This window comes from Altererythrobacter sp. CAU 1644 (assembly GCF_029623755.1).
Taxonomy (GTDB): Bacteria; Pseudomonadota; Alphaproteobacteria; order Sphingomonadales; family Sphingomonadaceae; genus Erythrobacter; species Erythrobacter arenosus.
Genome location: NZ_CP121106.1, coordinates 3,006,049 through 3,028,573, shown reverse-complemented (window position 1 = coordinate 3,028,573; position 22,525 = coordinate 3,006,049). Strand labels below are relative to the sequence as shown.

21 protein-coding genes are annotated in these 22,525 nt (G+C 62.6%); 16 read left to right on the top strand and 5 right to left on the bottom strand.

What is annotated here, in order from left to right; translation table 11 throughout:
* Positions 1-11 precede the first annotated feature (11 nt).
* From pgi to gorA, 5 genes are all read left to right on the top strand, one after another.
* Entirely contained in the window at positions 12-1,550 is a 1,539-nt protein-coding gene (gene pgi / locus P7228_RS15050) for a glucose-6-phosphate isomerase (protein WP_278016045.1), read from the top strand.
* A gap of 82 nt (positions 1,551-1,632) precedes the next feature.
* A complete protein-coding gene (locus P7228_RS15045) occupies positions 1,633-2,337 on the top strand; it encodes a CDP-alcohol phosphatidyltransferase family protein (RefSeq protein ID WP_278016044.1) in 705 nt (234 codons plus the stop codon).
* 155 nt (positions 2,338-2,492) lie between these two features.
* On the top strand, positions 2,493-3,326 hold the full coding sequence (locus P7228_RS15040; RefSeq protein WP_278016043.1) for an aspartyl protease family protein: 834 nt from the start codon (positions 2,493-2,495) through the stop codon (positions 3,324-3,326).
* 219 nt (positions 3,327-3,545) lie between these two features.
* Positions 3,546-4,949, top strand: coding sequence for a DEAD/DEAH box helicase (locus tag P7228_RS15035; RefSeq protein ID WP_278016042.1), 1,404 nt, complete (start codon positions 3,546-3,548; stop codon positions 4,947-4,949).
* A 102-nt stretch (positions 4,950-5,051) separates the two neighbouring features.
* The gene (gorA, locus tag P7228_RS15030; RefSeq protein ID WP_278016041.1) at positions 5,052-6,401 is read left to right on the top strand and encodes a glutathione-disulfide reductase; all 1,350 of its coding nucleotides are present in this window, start codon (positions 5,052-5,054) and stop codon (positions 6,399-6,401) included.
* Here the strand turns inward: gorA and P7228_RS15025 are convergent.
* Positions 6,398-7,507: an NAD(P)/FAD-dependent oxidoreductase gene (locus P7228_RS15025; RefSeq protein WP_278016040.1), complete on the bottom strand. Its 1,110-nt coding sequence runs from the start codon at positions 7,505-7,507 to the stop codon at positions 6,398-6,400. The two genes, gorA and P7228_RS15025, sit on opposite strands and share 4 nt — an antisense overlap.
* 64 nt (positions 7,508-7,571) lie before the next feature.
* On the opposite strand from P7228_RS15025, the gene P7228_RS15020 reads away from it, so the two are divergent.
* Both P7228_RS15020 and P7228_RS15015 read left to right on the top strand, forming a co-directional pair.
* Positions 7,572-8,594, top strand: a complete 1,023-nt coding sequence (locus tag P7228_RS15020) for an NAD-dependent epimerase/dehydratase family protein (protein ID WP_278016039.1) — start codon at positions 7,572-7,574, stop codon at positions 8,592-8,594.
* Positions 8,594-9,316, top strand: coding sequence for an SDR family oxidoreductase (locus tag P7228_RS15015; RefSeq protein WP_278016038.1), 723 nt, complete (start codon positions 8,594-8,596; stop codon positions 9,314-9,316). Before P7228_RS15020 ends, P7228_RS15015 begins: the two co-directional genes overlap by 1 nt.
* Positions 9,317-9,321: 5 nt before the next feature.
* Here the strand turns inward: P7228_RS15015 and P7228_RS15010 are convergent, their stop codons facing one another.
* Positions 9,322-10,731, bottom strand: coding sequence for a helix-turn-helix domain-containing protein (locus P7228_RS15010; protein ID WP_278016037.1), 1,410 nt, complete (start codon positions 10,729-10,731; stop codon positions 9,322-9,324).
* Between the two features lie 112 nt (positions 10,732-10,843).
* Between P7228_RS15010 and P7228_RS15005 the strand changes: the two genes are divergently transcribed.
* From P7228_RS15005 to P7228_RS14965, 9 genes are all read left to right on the top strand, one after another.
* Positions 10,844-12,376 carry an acyl-CoA carboxylase subunit beta gene (locus tag P7228_RS15005; RefSeq protein WP_278016036.1) on the top strand — a complete coding sequence of 511 codons (1,533 nt, stop codon included), beginning with the start codon at positions 10,844-10,846 and terminating at the stop codon, positions 12,374-12,376.
* On the top strand, positions 12,346-12,819 hold the full coding sequence (locus P7228_RS15000; protein ID WP_278016035.1) for a hypothetical protein: 474 nt from the start codon (positions 12,346-12,348) through the stop codon (positions 12,817-12,819). The genes P7228_RS15005 and P7228_RS15000 overlap by 31 nt, the downstream gene beginning before the upstream one ends.
* Before the next feature lie 8 nt (positions 12,820-12,827).
* On the top strand, positions 12,828-13,277 hold the full coding sequence (gene mce / locus P7228_RS14995) for a methylmalonyl-CoA epimerase (protein WP_278016034.1): 450 nt from the start codon (positions 12,828-12,830) through the stop codon (positions 13,275-13,277).
* Positions 13,278-13,304: 27 nt separating this feature from the next.
* Positions 13,305-15,566, top strand: coding sequence for a methylmalonyl-CoA mutase (gene scpA / locus P7228_RS14990; protein WP_278016033.1), 2,262 nt, complete (start codon positions 13,305-13,307; stop codon positions 15,564-15,566).
* Positions 15,566-17,587 carry an acetyl-CoA carboxylase biotin carboxylase subunit gene (locus tag P7228_RS14985; protein ID WP_278016032.1) on the top strand — a complete coding sequence of 674 codons (2,022 nt, stop codon included), beginning with the start codon at positions 15,566-15,568 and terminating at the stop codon, positions 17,585-17,587. The genes scpA and P7228_RS14985 overlap by 1 nt, the downstream gene beginning before the upstream one ends.
* A 15-nt stretch (positions 17,588-17,602) precedes the next feature.
* The gene (locus P7228_RS14980; RefSeq protein ID WP_278016031.1) at positions 17,603-18,613 is read left to right on the top strand and encodes an alpha/beta hydrolase; all 1,011 of its coding nucleotides are present in this window, start codon (positions 17,603-17,605) and stop codon (positions 18,611-18,613) included.
* Positions 18,614-18,622: 9 nt separating this feature from the next.
* On the top strand, positions 18,623-19,090 hold the full coding sequence (locus P7228_RS14975) for a hypothetical protein (RefSeq protein WP_278016030.1): 468 nt from the start codon (positions 18,623-18,625) through the stop codon (positions 19,088-19,090).
* Between the two features lie 4 nt (positions 19,091-19,094).
* A complete protein-coding gene (locus tag P7228_RS14970; RefSeq protein WP_278016029.1) occupies positions 19,095-19,466 on the top strand; it encodes a tRNA-binding protein in 372 nt (123 codons plus the stop codon).
* Between the two features lie 139 nt (positions 19,467-19,605).
* A complete protein-coding gene (locus P7228_RS14965; protein WP_278016028.1) occupies positions 19,606-19,863 on the top strand; it encodes a hypothetical protein in 258 nt (85 codons plus the stop codon).
* Between the two features lie 9 nt (positions 19,864-19,872).
* Here P7228_RS14965 and P7228_RS14960 read toward each other — a convergent pair whose 3' ends face one another.
* The 3 genes from P7228_RS14960 to P7228_RS14950 are packed head-to-tail and all read right to left on the bottom strand — an operon-like array spanning position 19,873 to position 22,478.
* Positions 19,873-20,310, bottom strand: coding sequence for a hypothetical protein (locus P7228_RS14960; protein ID WP_278016027.1), 438 nt, complete (start codon positions 20,308-20,310; stop codon positions 19,873-19,875).
* A gap of 3 nt (positions 20,311-20,313) precedes the next feature.
* Positions 20,314-21,084 (bottom strand): cyclase family protein, encoded by a 771-nt coding sequence (locus tag P7228_RS14955; RefSeq protein WP_278016026.1) that lies wholly within the window; start codon positions 21,082-21,084, stop codon positions 20,314-20,316.
* Complete coding sequence (locus P7228_RS14950) at positions 21,081-22,478, bottom strand: peptide MFS transporter (protein ID WP_278016025.1); 1,398 nt, start codon at positions 22,476-22,478, stop codon at positions 21,081-21,083. The genes P7228_RS14955 and P7228_RS14950 overlap by 4 nt, the downstream gene beginning before the upstream one ends.
* Positions 22,479-22,525 lie beyond the last annotated feature (47 nt).

Here is a 22,525-nt window from a genome sequence, read left to right as displayed (position 1 = left end):
GGGTTTTCACGATGAGTGACGCAATCGCCAATGCCTGGGATTATCTGCGAGGATTGCCGCAGCCCACGCTTGCCGATCTGTTCGAGGACGAGGGTCGCGTTGCCGCCATGAGCGACAGGATCGAATGGCAGGCCGAAGAAGGCGACAGCGGCATCCTGTTCGATTGGTCGAAGACGCATCTGTCGGATGAATTGCTCGCAGGTTTCGAAAAGCTTGCTGATGCGACCGATTTCAGGGACAAGCGCGCTGCGCTGCTTGGCGGCGAGAAGATCAACGTCACCGAGGGGCGCGCAGCAACGCACACGGCCGAACGCGGCATCGGCGCCGCGCCGGTGGTCGAAGAAGCCATGGCGCTACACGCCCGCATGCGCATGCTGGTCGAGGCGATCCACCAGGGGGCGCTGGGCGAAATCAATCATCTGATCCACATCGGCATCGGGGGCAGCGCGTTGGGGCCGGCTCTCGCAGTCGATGCGCTTACACGCGATCTCGCGCTGGTCGATGTCCATGTCGTATCGAACATCGATGGCGTGGCGCTGGAGGCCGCCTTTGCCGCCTGCGACCCTGCGACCACTCTGGTCGCGGTTGCGAGCAAGACCTTCACCACGATCGAGACCATGACCAACGCCCAGAGCGCGCTCAAATGGCTGGAAGACAATGGCGTGACGGACCCGACAGGTCGCGTGGTGGCGCTTACCGCTTCGCCCGAGAAGGCGGTGGAATGGGGCGTCGACGAAACGCGCGTGCTACCCTTCGCCGAGAGCGTGGGCGGACGCTACTCGATCTGGTCTTCGATCGGCTTCCCGGTGGCGCTGGCGGTCGGCTGGGACGAGTTTGCCGCGATGCTGGCCGGGGCACGGGCGGTCGATGAGCATTTCCGCGACAATGACGGGCGCGCGAACCTGTGCCTGCGCGCTGCCTTTGCCGACCAGTACTACGCACGGCTGCGCGGCTGCCAGACGCGCGCGGTCTTCGCCTATGACGAGCGGCTATCGCTGTTTCCCGATTATCTCCAGCAGCTCGAGATGGAGAGCAATGGCAAGCGCGTGACGTCGGGCGGCGATCCGGTCGACGCCTCGACAGCGCCGATCACCTGGGGCGGGGTGGGGACCGACGCGCAGCATGCGGTATTCCAGCTGCTCCACCAGGGCACGCATCTCATCCCGGTCGACTTCATTGCCAGCATCGCGCCCGGCGACGCGCTCGACCCGGCACATCACCGCATCCTGTTGGCCAACTGCTTCGCTCAAGGGGCGGCGCTGATGGCGGGCGGCAACATGGCGAAGGACGGCAAGGACCCGGCACGCGCGTTCCCGGGCGACCGGCCGAGTGCGACCATGCTGTGCGACGACCTCGACGGGGCGACGCTCGGCGCGCTCATCGCCTTCCACGAGCATCGGGTATTCGCGAACGCCGTGCTGGTGGGCATCAACCCCTTCGACCAGTTCGGGGTCGAGCTGGGCAAGAAGATGGCCAATGACGTCGAGGCAGGCGGCGCGAGCTTCGATGCGAGCACGCAGGCGCTGCTGGAGACTGCGGGGTTGGGTTAGCTCTCGCAATATCGCTATCTCGGCGGCATCGACTCGTGTAATCGTCACGGTTCGCTGCAACCTTCAAGGCTCACCCACATCAATGACTGGCGATGCTCAATTGCAGCCGATCGATCGCATCCAGCAGAACCTGCTAGCGAGGGGCGAACGACGGCTGCTCAACTGGATCTGTGCAAGGATGCCGTCTTGGGTCACGCCCGATCAGCTTACCTTTGTTGGTATGATCGGGGCGGTCGCGATCTTCGCCGGCTATGTCCTGAGCAACTATGCCGAAGAATGGCTCTGGCTTGCGATCGCAGGCTACGCCATCCATTGGTTCGGTGACAGTACCGACGGAAGCCTGGCCAGGTTTCGCAGGATCGAGCGGCCTCGATATGGCTATTTCCTTGATCACAGTTGCGACGGGCTGGCGACCACGCTGCTGGTCGTCGGGATCGGATTGAGCCCCTATGTCGCTCTGGAAGTCGCGCTTGTGGCGCTTGCCGGGTACCTCTTGCTGTCGATCCACGCCTTCCTGTCGGTACGGGTTCTTGGCGAGTTGAAGCTATCCTACCTGAATGCCGGGCCGACCGAATTGCGGTTCATGCTGATCGGTCTGACCATGGCGATGTTGAACTTTGGCCATCGCGGCGATGGCTGGTTCGGTCCGATATCCGGCTTCGATATCTTTACCGGGGCGGTAGGGGCCATCCTGCTAACTCTGTTTGTCCTGCAGACAGCAGCGACAGCACGTCGGCTTGCCGTCGAAGAGCCTGCTCGCAATCATGAATGGCGGGCATCGAACTGAAGTGAGCGCCGCTCGCATTAACGGACACTAGCGACAGCAGTGAACTTCCGCCCGTCATGCGTGATGTAAGAACCGAAAGCGACGAGCGGTCCGTTCATTATTGCAGTTCGTCGAAAAGGTGTATTGCGCGCATAAGTCACGGATAGAGGGAGCGCATGAACCGAATCCCTATCCTGTTATGCGCATTGGGTTTTCTTGCGCCAGCAATGCCTGCCAAGGCCGATGAACTCATCGTCCGCGGCGACCGGCTTTTCATTCCCGTGGAGGTCAATGGTGTCGTCTACGAGGCATTGCTCGACAGCGGTGCGGAAGTGACGATCTTGGATCCTGAGGTGGCAAGGCAACTCGCGCTTCAGCCAGGCAAGTCTGCGGAGGCGCGCGGGACGGGCGCCTCCACCGTCGAGGCCGAACTTATCGAAAACCTGACCTTGCGCACCATCGGGCGCGAGGTGACGGTGCCAGTGGCCGCGATCATCGATTTGGGCGACATAGGTAAACGACTGATCGGTCGCAAACTTGCGATGATTCTGGGCCAGGAGGTCTTCGACGCCGGAAGGCTTCTGCTCAACATCGAGAAGTCGGCGATTGAATACGTCGGCCATGACCTTGAGATCCAAGGCGTTCGACTTCCCCTCAATTCGGCCAACGGTATCGAAACGATCACGGTCGAGGTCGATGGCGTAGAGGTCCAAGCTGATTTCGACCTAGGCAACGGCACGGGAATGTTGATTTCTCCCGAGCTTGCCCAACGCCTGCGACTCGATCCGGTTGGAATCGAACCTGGGGGCGGCTTGGGCGGGTCGGTCGGACGCCCGGTTGTCTTCGTTCGTGAACTCGTCGTCGCTGGCAAGACGTTCGAAAATGTCCGTGCGCACATCTCGGCGAACAATGATGCCGAGGCAAATGTCGGGGTGTCGATCCTGCGAAACTTCCAAATTGTCACGGATTTCAAGAATAAAGCGGTCTGGCTCGCACAACGAGAACATTGACTTTTTGCACTGCAGCATCCACATGCCCCCCATCGAAGCGCACGGCAGCGTGAACAGGCGGATAACGAAAACACCGCCCCGGCCGCGTTTCGGTTGATTTTCCAAGGACTTCCCTTTTCACGCGGGTCGTTTTGACACCCGCGCCGCGCGATGATTCCGCCCGGAATCCGCCACGAGGCAAGTCGCGCGCCGCATATAATGCGAGCTAGAAACTCAAAAATGACGACTACATTCGAACATCTCGGGCTGTCACAGCCCGTGCTTCAGGCCCTTGACCTCAAGGGCTACAACACGCCGACCCCGATCCAGCATCAGGCGATCCCCGCCGTGCTCAAAGGGCGCGACCTCTTGGGTATCGCGCAAACCGGTACCGGCAAGACAGCGGCTTTCATGCTGCCGTCGATCGACCGGCTGCGCGAGGCGGACAACCAGATCCCCTTCAAGAGCTGCCGCATGCTGGTGCTCGCGCCGACGCGCGAACTGGCCGGGCAGATCGCCCAGAGCGCCAAGGATTACGGCGCGCTGGCTGGCCTCAAGGTTCACAGCATCGTCGGTGGTACTTCGGTCAACAAGGATCGTAACAAGCTGCATCGCGGCACCGACATCCTCGTCGCGACGCCCGGCCGCCTGCTCGACCTGATCGACCAGAAGGCGTTCAATCTCAATGGTCTGGAAATCCTCGTTCTCGACGAGGCCGACCAGATGCTCGACCTCGGCTTCATCCACGCGCTGCGGCGCATCCACCAGCTGGCCCCGGCAGAGCGGCAGACGCTGTTCTTCAGCGCCACCATGCCCAAGCAGATCAAGGAACTGGTCGGTGCCTATTGCCGCAATCCGGTGCAGGTCTCGGTCACTCCCGCTGCCACCACGGCGGAGCGGATCGACCAGTACCTGTTCATGGTGCAGCAGGACGAGAAACAATCGCTGCTCGAAATGATCCTGCGCGAACGCCACGAAGTGCCCGGTAAGTTCGAGCGCGTGCTGGTGTTCACCCGGACCAAGCACGGCGCCGATCGCGTCGTGAAGAAGCTGTCGCAGGCCGGCATTCCCGCCAATGCGATCCATGGCAACAAGAGCCAGCCGCAGCGCGAGCGTGCGCTGGCCGAATTCAAGAGCGCCCGTACTCCGGTGCTGGTCGCGACCGATGTTGCCGCCCGCGGGATCGACATCCCGGGCGTCAGCCACGTCATCAATTACGAGCTGCCCAATGTGCCCGAGCAGTATGTCCACCGCATCGGGCGGACGGCGCGCGCGGGCAAGGATGGCGTTGCCATCGCCTTCTGTGCCGAGGACGAACGCGCTTATCTCAAGGATATCCAGCGCAACACCGACGCCGAGTTCGAGCGCCTGCCGCTGCCGGACAATTTCCGTGCCGTGGTCGAAGGTGTGGGCCCGACGAAGCGCGCGGCACCAGGTCAGCGCCAGAAGCGCGTCGAACCTAAGCCGCGGGGCAGCGCGCGCGGCGGTCAGCGTGAAGACGGTCAACAGCAGCGTTCAGCACGGCCCAAGCAGAAGCATCCTTCGCGCAAGGGCAAGCCCGCGCACGCGGGACAGGGTCGTCCCGGCGGTAACCGTAACCGTCGCGGCGGTCACGGCGGCCAGCGGCGCTCCGGCGGCGCGTAACCAAGCGCGGCCTGGCCGCGAAACTCCTGCCTGAGGCGCGTGGCGGTTGGCAATCGGTTCGCCAACCGCCATATCGCGCGTCCTCAGCAGGAGACTCATCGCATGGCCGAATACGACTACGACCTCTTCACCATCGGCGCCGGATCCGGCGGAGTGCGCGCCAGTCGCGTTGCTGCCGCGCATGGCGCGAGGGTTGCGGTGGCGGAAGAGTACCGGGTCGGCGGCACCTGCGTCATTCGCGGCTGCGTGCCCAAGAAGATGCTCGTTTACGGCGCGCATTTCGCCGAGGACCTCGAGGATGCCGAGCATTTCGGCTGGTCGATCGAAGGCAAGAGCTTCGACTGGATCAAGCTGCGCGACGCAGTGCTGAAGGATGTCGACCGGCTCGAAGGTCTCTACACCCAGACGCTCGGCAACCACGAGGTGACGATCTTCGACGAGCGCGCCGAGATTGCCGGCGACCACGAGATCACGCTCGCCAGCGGCAAGAAGGTCACCGCGAAATATATCCTCGTGGCGACGGGCGCTCAGCCTGCACGGCTCGATTTCCCCGGGGCCGAGCACGCGATCACGTCGAACGAAGCCTTCCACCTCGACAAGGTGCCGGAGAAGATCATCATCGCCGGCGGCGGCTACATCGCCAATGAATTCGCGGGAATCTTCAACGAGTTCGGCAGCCAGGTCTGCATCGTCAATCGCTCCGACGTGCTTCTGCGCGGCTATGACGAAGCGCTGCGCGATCGCCTGCTGCAGATCAGCCTGATGAAAGGTATCGAATTCAAATTCAACACCAGGTTCGAAAGCATCGAGAAGACCGACGACGGGCGCTTCAAGGTCAAGCTGACCGGCTGTGACGAGGAAATCGTCGACCAGGTGATGTTCGCGACCGGCCGCCTGCCCAATACCAGGGGCCTGGGGCTCGACACGGTCGGCGTCGAACTGGGCGAGAAGGGCGAGATCAAGGTCGACGAGTTCTCGCAAACCAACGTCGATTACATCTATGCGGTGGGCGATGTGACCGACCGCGTCCAGCTGACCCCGGTCGCCATCCGCGAAGGGCAGGCATTTGCCGACACGGTCTTCGGCGACGGCGAGCCGCGCGCGGTCGATCATTCCTGTATCCCGAGCGCGGTCTTCAGCCACCCGCCGATCGCCTCGGTCGGCATGACCGAGGGCGAGGCGCGCAACCAGCTGGGCTCGATCAAGGTTTATCAGTCGGACTTCCGCCCGATGAAGAACGTGCTGGCAGGTCGCAACGAGCGGTCGTTGTTCAAGGTCATTTGCGATGCGGCTGATGACCGGATCGTGGGCATCCACATGATCGCGCCCGAAGCGCCCGAGATGATGCAGGCGGCAGCGATTGCGGTGAAGGCTGGGCTGACCAAGGCCGATTTCGATGCCACCACCGCGATCCACCCGACCATGGCGGAAGAGCTGGTGCTGCTGCGCTAGCGCAGGCGTGCGGGCGATAGCTGCTCGGCGGTGACGGCTACTGCTGACAATTCGTCCGGCCAATCGCCCCTGGTGGCGAGCGCCTCCACCGCCAGCGACATCGCAGGCGATGTCTGCAATCCGAACCCGCCCTGTCCAGCGAGCCAGAAGAATCCGGGGGCTGAGGGATCGAAACCGGCGACCGGCAGCCTGTCGGGCGCAAAGCTTCTGAGGCCCGCCCATTTGCTGGCGATCCGTCGGATTTCCAGCGTGGTCGCTTCCTCGACCCGCCATGCAGCAAGCGCGACGTCCTCCTCTTCGGGTTGGGCGTCGCAGGGCTCGCTTGCGCCTTCGTCCATCGGGCAGGCCAGCAAGCGGCCTCTTCCCTCCGGCTCGAAATAGAATCCTGAGCCAACTGTCTTGGTGAATGGCCAGGAGGAGACGTCCAACCCCTCCGGAACATCGAAGGTTATGACCGTGCGGCGTAGCGGACGGATACCGATCGGTGCCACTCCGCCCAGCGCGGCAACCTTGTCGGCCCATGCGCCAGCAGCATTGATCACTGCGCCCGCCGAATAGCTCTGCGATGGCGTGTCGATGGTCCATCGATCGCCCTCACGGCGAAGCCCTGTGACCTTTGCATCGACGGCCATCGTGCCGCCACGGTCGCGCAAGAGGCGGCGATGCCCTTCGAGCATGGCATGCGCATCGAGCTTGCGCGCCTCGGTGTCGAGCAATGCGCCGACGAGGGCACCATTGCCGGTATTGAGGGCCGGGACAATTTCTCGTGCTTTTTCGGCGGTGATCCGCCGGACGTGCGGTGCCCAAGCGCGATAGGATTGCTCGACCTCATCGAGCTTCCTTTCCTGCCCGGCGAGGCCGATGAACATGGCCGGGTGTCGTTTCGCCGCAGGCTCTTCGAGAAAGGGCATGCTCGCCGCTGTGAGCGCGCGGACGAGCGCGCTGTCCATGTCGAAATGTGCGAAGGCTGCGCTGCGCCCGGAAGAATGGAACCCGGGCGCGCTTTCGGACTCGCACACCGCGACGGACCCGTGCTGCGCCAAGTGCGCGGCCGCCGAAAGCCCGGCAATACCCGCCCCGATGACGAGGAAATCGACCCTGTCCATTCCAACTCCGTTGCCGCTTGCAACCGAACATCGTAAGCTCTCGCCAGAGGAAGGGAGAGATCGGATGGCGGGAACAATACTCGTTACTGGCGGCACGGGCTATATCGGCGGCGAGGTCATCGACCAATTGCTTGCGGCCGGAAAGGCCGTTCACACGACAGTGCGGAACAAGAGCAAGAGTGAGCCCAAGCTACGCGAGCGCTGGCCCGCAGCTGGCGATCGGCTCAAGGTCTTCCAGGCCGACCTGATGAGCGATGACGGTTGGGCTGAAGCTACCGCCGGTTGCGACGCGGTCGCCCACGTTGCCTCTCCCATTCCGGCTGCACCGCCCAAGCATGAAGACGATCTGATCGTGCCCGCGCGCGAGGGCACCTTGCGGGCCTTGCGCTTTGCGAAACAGGCCGGCGTGAAGCGGTTCGTCCAGACCAGTTCGATGGCGGCAATCGCCTATGGTCGCAGCGAGAAAGTCTATTCGGTCGATGAAAGCGACTGGACCGACATTTCGCACCCCGATGTCTATCCTTATGTGAAGTCGAAAACGATCGCCGAGCGCGCAGCGCGTGATTGGGTGGCGGCCGAAGGCGAGGATATGGAATTCGTCTCGGTCAATCCCAGCATGGTGCTCGGTCCGGTGCAGAGTGCTGATTTCTCGGCCTCGGTCGAAGCCATCAAGCAATTGCTCGACGGATCGGCACCCATGGCACCTGACCTCGGTTTCGCGGTGGTCGACATTCGGGACATTGCCGACATTCACGTGAGATGCCTCGAGGAGCCGGGCCTTGCGGGCGAGCGATTCCTCGCCGCCGGGAAATTCATGAAGTTTCTCGAAATCGGCGAGGTCTTGCGCGCCAACCTGCCGTCAGAACATACCCGCAAGGTACCCACGCGGAGGATGCCCGACTGGATAGTGCACTTCCTGGCGCTGTTCAATGCCGGCATTCGCTCGGTGAAGAGCGAGCTTGGCAAGACCCGTCATGCCGACGCGAGCCATGCGTTGAAGCGACTGGGCTGGAAGACGCGCAACGAGGAGGAAACCATCGTCGAGTGCGCGAAAAGCCTGATCGAGCACGGGGTGGTGAAAGTCTGATGGACGTCGCGGGCAAGTCTGTCCTCCTCACCGGGGGCAGTTCGGGGATCGGGCGGGAGATCGCGAGGCAGTTGAAGGCGAAGGGCGCCAAGGTCGCGGTAACCGGCCGCGACAAGGAGCGGCTCGCCGCGATGCGCGACGAAGGGTTCGAAACGATCGAGGCGCGGTTGGGTAACGCCCATGATGTCGACGGGTTGGTCGCCGATCTCGGTACCCGCGACATCGACATCCTCATCAACAACGCCGGGCAGGGGGTCGATCATGATTTCCGCGTCGGTGCTCCCGACCCCGATGCGACTGACGCGTGTATCTATGCCAATCTCCACGCGCCAATCCGCCTCATCACCGCATTGATGCCGCGCTTGAAGGCAAGACCCGAGGCAGCCATCGTCAACGTTACCAGCGGGCTCGCCATCGCTCCCAACGGGCGCAGTCCGGTCTATTGCGCGACCAAGGCCGGACTGCGCAGCTACACCCAGTCACTTCGCGAACAGCTATCCGGGACCGGGGTTCACGTAATGGAGGCGCTGCCGCCGCTGGTCGAGACCAACATGACCGCCGGGCGGGAGGGCAAGATGATGGCGCCGCAGGATTGCGCGCGGCAGATCGTCGATGCCATCGAGCGCGACAGGCCGGAGGCAAATGTAGGCCAGGTCAAGCTGTTGCGGCGCATATATTCGATCTCTCCGGCTTTGGCGCGCCGGATCATGCTGCGCTTCTAGGCGGACTAGCTGAAACCGTAGGGGACGACCCCGCGCCGGTCGGGATCGACTTCGATGGCGCGATCGCTTGGCGGAAAGGCGCGCTGGTCGCAATCCGGCCGCGGGCAAATGCGACACGAAACGCCGATCGGCGTTGCGCTCCGGCCAGAGGCTAGGTCAAGGCCATCGGCATAGATGAATTCTCCGGCGTGTTCGGTCTCGCAGCCGAGCGCGACGGCGTAGCGGCGCGGCGCTCGGGTGAAGCTTCCCGACGGCTTGACCAGCCCTTTCGCCATCGAGACATAGCGCAAGCCATCCGGCGTCTCGGCCAGTTGCACCAGGATGCGGTCGGGGATCGCCACCGCCTCGTGCACGATCCATAGCGGGCAGGCGCCGCCAAACCGGGCGAACTGGAGGCGGGTCGCGCTGTGGCGCTTGGTGATATTGCCCGCCATGTCGACCCGGCAGAAGAAGAACGGCACACCGCGCGCACCGTCGCGCTGGAGCGTCGACAGGCGGTGGCAGGTCTGCTCGAAGCTCGTGCCGAATTGCTGCGCCAGTTGGTCGATATCGTGGCGCAGCTCGCGCGCGGTGCGGCGAAATTCCTCATAGGGCATCAGTAGTGCCCCAGCCGTGTAATTGCACAATCCGGCGAAGAGTAGCTGACGCGACGCGGCGCTGCGCAGCCGTGCAGATTCGACCACCGCAGTGATCTCGTCGTGCAGCGCCAGCGAGGCAAGCTGGTGGGCCAGCTGGAAGCGCTGGCTTTCGGTCGGCTGACCCGGATCGACCGTCAGGTGGCCCATCTCCGGATCGAATGTGCGCAGCCCCGACTGGCTCGAATAGATCAGCGAGATCGACAAGGCATTGCGCAAATGGCTTTCGAGCGCGGCAATGTCGGGGGAGGGGGCGCCCCTGCGCAACCGGCGCGAAAGGCTTTCCGCCGCCCGATCGAGTGGGTCGACGTAGTTGTTGGCGAGATGGAACCAGTCGCGGACTTCTTCCCACGGCAGGCGGGCGCCATCGACATTGTCGGCCGTCAGCGCTTCGTCGAACATCTCCAGCCGCTGGCCGCTGCGGCGATAGGCGGCATGCAGCGCGACGAACCTCTGCGCGAGGAGGGGCTGCTGTTCCGCCATGCGCGCCAACTGGTCCGCCGGGATCTCGCCATCGAACAAGGGATCGGCCAGCGCCTCGCGCAGCGATGCGGCGAGCCGGCCCATGTCGTCCGCTTCGAGGTCGGGCCAGTCGAGCGGAAATTGTTGCGACAAGCGTTCGAGCAATGCTGGATTGAGCGGCCGATCGTCGCTCTCCAACTGAGAAAGGTAGGGCGCGCTGATGCCCAGGAGTCCGGCCAAGTCGGATTGCTTCAGGCCGCGTGTCTCGCGGAGTTGGCGCAGTTGCGCACCGGCAAAGATCCTGCGTTTTCCAGCCATTGGGCTAACATAGTTTGCAAAGTTGAGCTTTGCAAATTTGCAACTTTACATTGGCTTTTCGGGCGTTTTCGCTGCAAGGGCAAGGTTTGCATGATCAATTGCAGGGGTTGGGATGTCTGCGAATATCGCTGAAATGGAACGCCGTCGTGCCGCAGCAACGCTGGGCGGGGGCGAGAAGCGCATTGCGGCTCAGCACGCCAAGGGCAAGCTGACCGCGCGCGAGCGGCTCGACGTGCTGTTGGACGAAGGCAGCTTTGAAGAACTCGACACCTATGTCGAACACGATTGCGTCGATTTCGGGATGGATGCGCAGAAGATCCCCGGCGATGGCGTGGTCACGGGCAGCGGCACGATCAACGGGCGGCTGGTGTACGTCTTCAGCCAGGATTTCACCGTATTCGGCGGCTCATTGTCCAAGCGGCACGCCGAGAAGATCTGTAAGGTGATGGAGAGCGCGATGCGATACGGCGCTCCCGTGATCGGCCTCAACGACAGCGGCGGCGCGCGCATCCAGGAAGGCGTGGCCTCGCTCGGCGGATATGCCGATGTGTTCCAGCGCAACGTGCTGGCGAGCGGTGTCGTGCCGCAGATCAGCCTCATCATGGGCCCGTGCGCGGGTGGGGCGGTCTATTCGCCCGCCATGACCGACTTCATCTTCATGGTGAAGGACAGCTCCTACATGTTCGTGACGGGGCCGGACGTGGTGAAGACCGTCACCAACGAAGTCGTAACCCAGGAAGAGCTGGGCGGTGCGGTGACGCATACCACCAAGACGAGCGTTGCCGATGTCGCATTCGAAAACGACATCGAAGCGCTGATGGCGACGCGCGATTTCTTCGACTACCTGCCGCTGTCGAACCGCGAGGAAGTGCCCGAGCGCCCGACCTCGGACCCCTTCGACCGAGAGGAAGCGAGCCTCGATACGCTGATCCCCGACAATGCCAACCAGCCCTATGACATGCACGAGATCATCAGGAAGACGCTGGACGAAGGCGACTTCTTCGAGGTCCAGCCCAACCACGCCGCCAACATCATCTGTGGTTTCGGCCGGGTCGAAGGGCGCACCGTGGGCGTTGTGGCGAACCAGCCGATGGTTCTCGCCGGCGTGCTCGACATCAACTCGTCCAAGAAGGCCGCGCGTTTCGTGCGCTTCTGCGACGCCTTCGAGATACCGATCCTGACCTTCGTCGATGTGCCCGGCTTCCTTCCCGGCACGGCGCAGGAGCACAATGGCATCATCAAGCACGGCGCCAAGCTGCTCTTCGCCTATGCCGAGGCGACCGTGCCCAAGATCACCGTCATCACCCGCAAGGCCTATGGCGGCGCCTATGATGTGATGGCGTCAAAGCACCTGCGCGGTGACCTCAACTACGCCTGGCCCACCGCCGAAATCGCCGTGATGGGCGCAAAGGGCGCGGTGGAGATCATCTTCCGCCAGGACCGTGACGATCCAGACAAGATCGCCGAGAAGACCAAGGAATACGAAGACCGCTTCGCCAATCCCTTCGTGGCGGCGCAGCGCGGCTACATCGACGAGGTGATCTACCCGCACTCGACCCGCCGGAGGATCGCGCTGGGCCTGCGCAAGCTGCGCGGCAAGCAGCTCGAGAACCCGTGGAAGAAGCACGACAATATTCCGCTGTGAGCAGACTTGGCTATCGTGATTGGACGGTCATTTGGGCGGTCGGTTTTTTTATCCTGACGCTCTTCTTGGCTGTGTTCTTACCTGAGAGCGGAGGACGGTATTCGCTAAAGAGCGGTGGCGACTTGAATTGGCGTGGTTGGGCAGTTGTTCTCGGTTCACTCTGGCTGCTTCTCTTTGGACTCCCCCATCTTTGGCACGTTATTGTCCGACGACTGGCCTTGGAAGTCGATCAAGGCGAATTGAGGATTTGGATGATCCCCTATGAACGAATCCCGCTTGGTGAGATCTCGCGGATAGAGGTTGGCGATGGAGCCATCGACATATTTCGGCACGGCAAACCGAAGCGGCGGATAAACGCTCGAGTCTTGAACCAGCCGAGAGCATTCTTTTTCGACGAGGTTCGATCTCGAATGACGAATAGAGACTTAGTGCAGGAAAAATAGGTGCAGACATGAAACTCGGCCGTCTCAACCACATCGGCGTCGCCACGCCCTCGATCGAGGAATCGCTGCGCTATTACCGCGATGTCATGGGCGCGACCTCGTTCCACGAGCCCTTCGATCTCGAGGCGCAGGGGGTGAAGGTCTGCTTCGTCGACACGCCGGGCGAGAACGGGACGCACGGCACGCAGATCGAACTGATCGAGCCGCTGGGCCCAGATAGCCCGCTGACGGGCTTCCTCGAAAAGAACCCGTCCGGCGGGCAGCACCATCTCTGCTACGAGGTCGAGGATATCGAGGATGCGCGCACCTGGTTCGAAGGGCTGGGCAAGCGCATTCTCGGCCCGACGCGGATTGGCGCGCATGGCACGCCGATCTTCTTCCTCCACCCCAAGGACATGATGGGTCAGCTGACCGAAATCATGGAAACGCCGAAGGACGATGCGCACTGGTCGAACTGACCACCCCCTAGCGCAATGGACAAACCGATGACCGACACCAATAAATCCGGCCCAACCCCAGCAGACTGGAACGCCCTTGCCGAGAAGGAAGTGAAGGGGCGCGACCTGACCTGGGCCACGCCCGAAGGCTTCGATATCAAGCCGCTCTACACACAGGATGATACCGCCGACCTCGATCCCGGCCTGCCCGGTTTCGCGCCTTTCACGCGCGGGGTGAAGGCGAGCATGTATGCGGGCCGCCCGTGGACGATCCGGCAATATGCGGGCTTCTCCACGGCGGAAGAGTCCAACGCTTTCTATCGCCGCAACCTCGCCGCCGGGCAGAAGGGCCTATCGGTCGCTTTCGACCTTGCCACCCATCGCGGTTACGACAGTGACCACCCGCGCGTCGTCGGTGATGTCGGCAAGGCCGGCGTCGCGATCGACACTGTGCGCGACATGGAAATCCTGTTCGACCAGATCCCGCTCGACGAGATGTCGGTTTCCATGACCATGAACGGCGCGGTGATCCCGGTGCTCGCCTTCTTCATCGTTGCAGCCGAGCGGCAGGGGGTGAGCCAGGATCAGCTCGACGGGACCATCCAGAACGACATCCTCAAGGAGTTCATGGTCCGCAACACCTATATCTACCCGCCCGAGCCGAGCATGCGGATCGTTTCGGATATCATCGCATACACCTCGGCCAACATGCCGAAATTCAACAGCATTTCGATCTCGGGCTATCACATGCACGAGGCCGGAGCGACGGCGGTGCAGGAGCTTGCCTTCACCATCGCCGACGGCAAGGAATACGCCCAGCGCGCCATGGCTGCGGGGCTCGATATCGATGCCTTTGCTGGTCGTCTGAGCTTCTTCTTCGGTATCGGCATGAACTTCTTCATGGAGATCGCCAAACTGCGCGCGGCGCGGACGCTGTGGTACCGCGTGATGGCCGGCCTCGGCGCACAGAGCGAACGTTCGAAGATGCTGCGCACCCACTGCCAGACCAGTGGTGTCTCGCTGCAGGAGCAGGACCCCTACAACAACGTCATCCGCACGACCGTGGAAGCGATGGCGGCGACGCTGGGCGGCACGCAGAGCCTCCACACCAATGCGCTCGACGAAGCGATTGCGCTGCCGACCGACTTTTCCGCCCGTATCGCGCGCAACACCCAGCTGGTGCTTCAAGAAGAAAGCGGAATCACCAATGTCGTCGATCCGCTCGGTGGCAGCTATTACATCGAGGCGCTGACCGCGAAACTGGTCGAGGAAGCCGAAGCGCTGATCGCCGAGGTCGATGCGGCGGGCGGGATGACCGCCTATGTCGATTCCGGCAAGCCCAAGGCGGCGATCGAGATGGCCGCGGCGGAGAAACAGACCAGCGTGGACAAGGGCGATACGGTGATCGTCGGCGTCAACAAGTACCGGCTCGCCAAGGAAGAGCACCTCGACACGCTCGACATCGACAACCACGCGGTGCGCGAGGCGCAGATCGCCCGGCTCAAGCGCGTGCGCGAGACCCGCGACGAGGAAGCCTGCCAAGCCGCGCTGAAGGCGCTGACCGAGGCGGCCGCCTCCGATCCGGTCGCGCATCGTGCAGCGCTCAGCGACGGGCGCGATGAGAAAGGCATTCCCCTGCCGCCTTCGGTACTGGCCGAGATGCAGGGCAAGGGCGATATCAACCTGCTCGCGCGCGCGGTCGAGGCTGCGCGCCACGACGCGACGCTGGGTGAAATTTCCAAGGCGATGGAAGAGGCCTTCGGGCGTTACGACACCATGCCCCGCCCGGTGCGCGGGGTGTATGAGAAGGCCTATGCCGAGGATGCCCGGTACGCACAGGTTGCGCGCGGGGTCGAGGCGGTCGAGCGGCGGCTGGGCCGCAAGCCCCGCATCATGGTCGCCAAGATGGGCCAGGACGGGCACGATCGCGGCGCCAATGTGATCGCATCAGCCTTTGCCGACATGGGCTTCGACGTAATCGCCGGGCCGCTGTTCCAGACACCCAAGGAAACCGCGAAGATGGCGCTCGAAAACGAGGTCGACGTGGTCGGCGCATCGAGCTTAGCCGCCGGGCACAAGACGCTGATCCCCGAACTGATCGACATGCTGCGCGCCGCCGGTCGCCCCGATATCAAGGTCACCGCCGGCGGAGTGATCCCACCGCAAGACTATGATTTCCTGCGCGAAAAGGGCGTACAGGGCATCTACGGCCCCGGCTCGAACGTGGTCGAATGCGCTGCCGATATCCTGACTTTGCTTGGCCACAACATGCCGCCTGCGGGCGATGAACTCGACGAGGCTGCCGAATAATGTTCAAGAAAATCCTCATCGCAAACCGTGGCGAGATCGCCTGCCGAGTCATCAAGACCGCGCGTCGCATGGGTATCCAGACCGTTGCGGTCTATTCGGATGCCGATGCCCGCGCGCCCTTCGTCAAGATGGCGGACGAGGCTGTCCATATCGGCCCGCCACCCGCCGCCGAAAGCTATCTGATCGCCGACAAGATCATCGAGGCCTGCAAGCAGACCGGCGCTGAGGCGGTGCATCCGGGCTATGGCTTCCTCTCCGAGCGTGCGAGCTTCGTCGAGGCGCTGGAGAAGGAAGGCATCGCCTTCATCGGCCCGCCGGTGAACGCGATCGCGGCGATGGGCGACAAGATCGAGTCCAAGAAACTCGCCAAGGAAGCGGGCGTCAATGTCGTCCCCGGCTTCGTCGGCGAGATCGAGGATACCGACCACGCCGTGCGGATCTCCGAAGAGATCGGCTATCCGGTGATGATGAAGGCCAGCGCCGGTGGCGGGGGCAAGGGCATGCGTCTCGCGTACTCGGAAAAGGACGTGCGCGAAGGCTTCGAGGCGACCAAGCGCGAGGGGCTCAACTCCTTCGGCGACGACCGTGTCTTCATCGAGAAGTTCATCGAGGATCCGCGTCATATCGAGATCCAGATCCTCGGCGACAAGCATGGCAACGTGATCTACCTTAATGAGCGCGAATGCTCGATCCAGCGCCGCCACCAGAAGGTGGTCGAAGAAGCGCCGTCGCCCTTCGTCACGCCGCAGATGCGCAAGGCCATGGGTGAGCAATGCGTCGCGCTGTCGAAGGCGGTGAACTACCACTCGGCGGGTACAGTGGAGCTGATCGTCAGCGGTGCCGACAAGACCGGTGAGAGCTTCTACTTCCTCGAAATGAACACCCGCCTGCAGGTGGAACACCCCGTAACCGAAGCGATCACCGGCGTAGACCTGGTGGAGCAGATGATCCGCGTCGCGGCGGGCGAGAAACTGTCGTTCACACAGGACGATGTGAAAATCGACGGTTGGGCGATCGAGAACCGCGTCTATGCCGAAGATCCCTATCGCGGCTTCCTCCCCTCGACGGGGCGGCTCATCCACTACCAGCCGCCGGTCGAGCCGTGGACCGATGACGGCGCGGAGAACGGCCGCCGCGGCATCGACGGAATTCGCGTCGACGACGGCGTCTACGAAGGCGGCGAAGTCAGCATGTTCTATGACCCGATGATCGCCAAGCTGATCACCTGGGGCGAGACGCGCGACGAGGCGGCCAACCTCCAGATCCAGGCGCTCGACGCATTCCGCATCGAAGGGTTGGGGCACAATGTCGATTTCCTCAGCGCGATCATGCAGCACCCGCGCTTCCGCTCGGGCGAATTGACCACCGGCTTCATCGCCGAAGAATATCCGGAAGGTTTCGAAGGCGCTGCCGCGTCGAGCGGCTTGCTGCGCGGATTGGCGGCAGTTGGCGGCGTGATTGCGACTGCAGATGCCAACCGGGCGCGCCGGATCGACCAGCAACTCGACGGCCCGCTCTACGCGCCGGGCGATTGGCAGGTGAAGATTGGCGACACCGAATACGCCGTCTCGCTGGAAGAGGATGCCATCACCGTCGACGGCGAGCCGGTCGAGGTCAGCTTCGACTACACGCCGGGCGAGCGAATGATCGATGTCGAGCTGGGCGAGGAGGCGCTGACGATCCAGCTGGCTCAGACGCGGATGGGTTATGACATCACCACGCGCGGCGCGACCCAGCATCTGCGCGTCTTGCCGCAGCGGATCGCGCATCTGGCGCAGCACATGATCGAGAAGGAACCGCCCGATCTTTCGAAACTGCTGATCTGCCCGATGCCCGGTCTGCTGGTGAAGCTCCACGTGGGCGAGGGCGAGGAAGTCCAGCCCGGCCAGCCGCTCGCCACCGTCGAAGCTATGAAGATGGAAAACATCTTGCGTGCCGAAAAGCAGGCGGTCGTGGCCAAGGTCAACGCTGCGGAGGGTGACAGCCTGGCGGTGGATGCGATAATCCTCGAGCTGGAGTAGGACAAAGGGAGGATCATGATGTTGAGGGCCTGGGCTGGAATTGCAGGGGCCTTCGCACTGCTCCTGTCCTATCCTTCTGCCGCAAAGGCGGAGGATTTCGCGGACGGTAGCTACGCCTTTTCGGTGCAGACCGACGTGACCTATGGTCAGGGGCTGGTCGGTGCTTCAGGCGGCGATCCACGCGCCCGCGATCTCAAGCTCGACGTCTATCAGCCATTGGCCGATGGTAAGCCGCTGGCGGACCGTCCCGCGGTCATCCTCGCCTTCGGCGGTGCCTTCCTGCGCGGCTCCAAGGGCACCGCGCGGTTCGAGGAGAACGGCGCCTCGGACTCGGCCATGGGCGAGTATTGCCGAACCTTTGCCGCAGAAGGCTATGTCTGCCTGTCGATCGAATACCGGCTCATGGTGGAAGCCCCCGCCATGCCCGCCGGGCTCGATCCAGCGACACTGCTGCCCAAGGCGATGGCGTGGGATCCTGCAACAACCGCCCGGGTCGACGTGGTCCGCGGGCGCATGGGATTGCCGCCGCTCGACGATGCTACGCGCGAGCATCTGTGGAGCACGATCTTCGCTGCGAGCGAAGATCTGGCAAGCGCCGTCTCCTTCGCGCGCGCCAATTCGGATGAGCTGGGGATCGATCCGGAACGCATTGCGGTTGGCGGTTTCTCGGCCGGGGCCATCACGGCGATCAACGCAGCCTATGGAATGGGCGTCCCGGTCAAGGCGATGTTCTCGCTCTCCGGATCGACCATCGGGTTTGACCTGCGCCAGACTGCACGGGCGGGCATGCCGCCGGGCCTCTTCATCGTCGGTCAAAACGATCTTGAAGGCATGATCATCGGGACGCGGGCCGTGGCGGGGACGCTTTCGGCGGCGGGCATCCAATCAGAGTCGGCGTGGATACCCGGATTCGGCCATTTCTACCCGATGGGCGCGGTCAGCCTGGGTGACGACCTGAGCAAGCATACGCTGAAGGCTCGCCTGCTAGAGTTTCTCGGCAGGCATTTGACTGCCGCAGATGAGTAGACGCAGGACATGACTGGACGGACTTGGGCTTCCGCTGCCGCATCGATCCTGCTGCTCCTAACCTCGGGCTGCGTCATGGACGAGGGTATCGACGACCAGACCGTTGCAGCAACCGAAGAGGCTCCCACGACCGAGCCTGCAACCAAGCCTCCAACAGAGGTTGTCTCGGCTGGCATGCCCGCGCTGCCCGAGGTGGGTGGGAGCGAGCATGGCTATTCGCCCACAGAAGAGAGCAAATGCCTCGCACAAGGGGGTACGTACGAGCGGCGCGGCATGATGGGGCTCTATAGCTGCGCCGTGCCCTATCCAGACGCAGGCAAGGTCTGCCGCAAGGCGAGCGATTGCGAGGGTCAGTGTCGCATCGAAGACGGTCAGGCAGACCCGTCAGTCGGCAAGTGCCAGGCCAATACCGACAATTTCGGCTGCTACACCTACCTGGGGGACAAGGGTGAAGTGCTCGGGATTTGTGTGGACTGAAGCGATGCATCTGCACCATTCTCCCGAAGCACCCGTCGCCGATGAGATCGATTTCGAGACATTCCTGCGCGCGGATATCCGGATCGGCACGGTGATAGCGGCCGAGGAGTTCCCCGAGGCACGCAAGCCCTCCTATCGGTTGCGGATCGACTTTGGCCCGGTCGTCGGTGTGAAGAAGAGCTGTGCGCAGATCGCCGCAAACTATGTCCCTGACGAGCTGGTCGGGCGTCAGGTGGCCGCCGTGGTGAACTTCCCGCCGCGCCAGATCGGTCCGGCGATCTCCGAAGTGCTGACGCTGGGTTTTGCCGATGAAAGGGGGGAGGTCGTTCTATTCGCCCCGGACGTGAAGGTCCCCAACGGCTCGCGCCTCTTCTGAGCCGTGCAATAATCCTGAATTCCCCTCAGTCCCACCTACCGTACTTGTACGAATCAAGGTAAATTCGCTGGCAATTTCCGGCTGTTCGTCAAATGCTGGGAGCCCTTCGAGTCGCTATTGAGCAAATTGGAGTTGCGAAATGGCACGTCAGGGTATTGGATTTTTTGACAGCAGGGGCGCATTTTTCAAGACGCCCGAAGAAGCGACGGTAAGCGACCTCGCTGCATTATTGGGAAAGATCGGCGATGGTGAGAGCCTGGCGCCGGGGATTGCGCACATGCTGCTCGATCGCCGGGCCGACGTCGAGCGCCTCTATGCCGAGCATGACACGATGATCACGGAAGCGCAGGCGAGCGATCTGGGCAAGGTCACGCGGCTCGAGCCGCGCGCGGGCTGATCTGTCTAGCTAAAAGCTGCCGTTGAAACGGAAATTAGAGAAAACCCACCCTTTGGGAAGGCGATCGGTCTGGAACTCCCAAAAAATCAGCGCGTCACGATGCTGGCACACATATGTCGTTATGATGCGAAGGTTCGACTTGTAGCTTTGCTCCCAAGGCGAGCATGATTCGATCTTGCCGTAGGTTTCGACAGCGTTCTGGAACTGGCTAACCACCATTCTCAGGTCGCTGGATTTCTCGGCCATAAGCGGATTCTCAGAAGAAATCTCGCCTATTGTTTCCCCAACTCTGCCCGCAATCAACTGTTCGATCACCCCATCGGTCTTCTTTCGCACATCCGCAAAATCGACCGGGCTTGGAACGGAAAGCTCCTCGACATTGGAGGCCATTGCCGGTGTTGAGAGCGCGACAGCGCTGGTAGCAATCGTTGTCAGTACCATTTTCAAGACCTACTCCTCAAACATCGCAACAGCACGAATCCAGCCCGCGCTCGCGCGCTCGATCTTCACCGGAAAGCAACTGAACATGAAGCCATGGCTGGGCAGTGTGGCCAAGTTGGTCAGCTTCTCGATCTGGTAATATGGGCGGATGCGCCCTGCCTTGTGGCCCTCCCAGATGATCGAAGGATCGCGGTTCTCGGCCCACCGACGGGCGGTGTGACTGAAGGGCGCATCCCAGCTCCAGGCATCGGTGCCGACCACCTCCACGCCGCGTTCTGTTAGCCACAGCGTTGCTTCGGCGCCAAGGCCGACTCCCTGATCGGTGAAGTTCTCGGTGCCGTAGACCGCACCCGACTGTACCAGCACGATGTCGAGCGGTTGGAGGTCGTAGCCGATCTTGGCGAATGCCTCCTCGACCTCGGCACCGGTCACAACATGGCCATGCGGCAAATGGCAGAAATCGAGTTTCACGCCCGGCCGGAAGAAGCGATCAAGCGGGGCCTCGTCGATGCTCGGGGCAGGGCTTGCACCGCTGTCGGTGGTCGAGTGGTAATGCCAGGGCGCGTCCATGTGGGTGCCGTTATGCGTGGACAGTTCCAGCATCTCGACCGACCAGCCTTCGCCATCAGGCAAGTCGTCCTTCTCCAGCCCGGGAAAGAACATGGCGATCTGCTCCCACGTGTTCTCGTGGGTCATGTAGGTGACCTTTGGCCGCATCACCTCCGGATCGGATATCACGTCATTGGTGATCGGGATCGAGAGATCGACGAAGCGGGTCATGCCAGCGCCACGTCCTCGGGCTCGGCCCGATGCATGAGGCGCGGCGCGAGCAAGAGCTTGAACAGCACGAAGATCGCGCCGGCTGCCGCGGCAAAGCCCATGTGCATGAGCCAGAAGCTGGTCACGGGCATTTCCTCGAACCAGCCGCCGATCCAGCCGACCATGGAATTGCCGGCGAAGAAGGCGAGATAATAGAGCCCAATGACGGTCGCATTGATTTGCTTGGGCGCAAGCCGCGCAAACAGCGCCAGGCTGACCGGCAACATGTGGGCGAAGCCGATCGAGTTCACGACATGGAACATCACGGGCCAGAACAGGCCGATCTTCTCGCCTTGCGGCGTGGTGGCGGCCGCAAGGTATAGGCAAGCCATTCCGCCGATCGAAAACAGCGAACCGATGATGATCTTGGTCAGTTCATCGGGTTCGGTCCACTTTGTCTTCCACCAGCGGTAAAACAGCGCCACCCCGGCAAGGAAGCTGACCGAGACGATGGCGTCGAGCGTGATCAACCACCCGGTCGGCAGGACGGTGTCGCCCAAGGTAAGCGCGAAATCGCGATCTCCCCACACGAGATAGGCGTTGAAGATCTGGTTATTGGGAACAATCGCCACCGCCATCACCGGGATCAGCAGGATCAGCGCAGCCGTTGCCAGCCAGTCGTTGCGGGTCATCGGCATCTTTGCCTCCGCCGTCGCGGCAGGGACGTCAAAATGCTCTTTGGGCAGGTGCTTCTGGCCGGCAACATAGATCACAAGGCCAATCAGCATGCCGACTCCGGCAGCGCCGAAGCCCCAGTGCCAGCCGACCTTCTCGCCCAGGGTGCTGACGATCAGCGGGCTGGCGATGACGCCGGCATTGATGGCAAGATAGAAGATCTGGAACGCGTCGGCGCGCCGCAGGTCCTCTGGCTTGTAGAGGCTGCCCACCTGGCTCGCGATATTGCCCTTGAACATGCCCGATCCCAGGATCAGGCACAGCAGTGCGAACAGGAAGGTGACATTGAAGGCCATCAGGAAGTGGCCGAGTGCCATGGTGATCGCCCCCAGCAGCACCGTGCGCCGCTTGCCCAGTACCTTGTCGGCCAGCCAGCCGCCGAAGATCGGGGTGAGATAGACGCTCGCGGCGTAGGTCCCGAAGATCGCGCTGGCGAACTTCTGCCCGTCGATGCCGCCGTAGAGCGCGCGCAATTGCTCGATTCCCGCCACTTCCTCGACCTGGCCGGGCAGCAGCAGGTGCTTGACCATGTAGAGCACCAGTAGCGTCTGCATGCCGTAGAAGCTGAACCGCTCCCACGCCTCGGTGAAGGCGAGATAACCCAGGCCCTTGGGATGGCCGAGGAAGCTCTTGTCCTCCCAGTCGAAATCGAGCGTGGGTGTGGCTTCGGCTGTCGTCACTCTGGCATCCCCCGATGGTTACTTTTGCAACGGGTTAGCTCGTAACC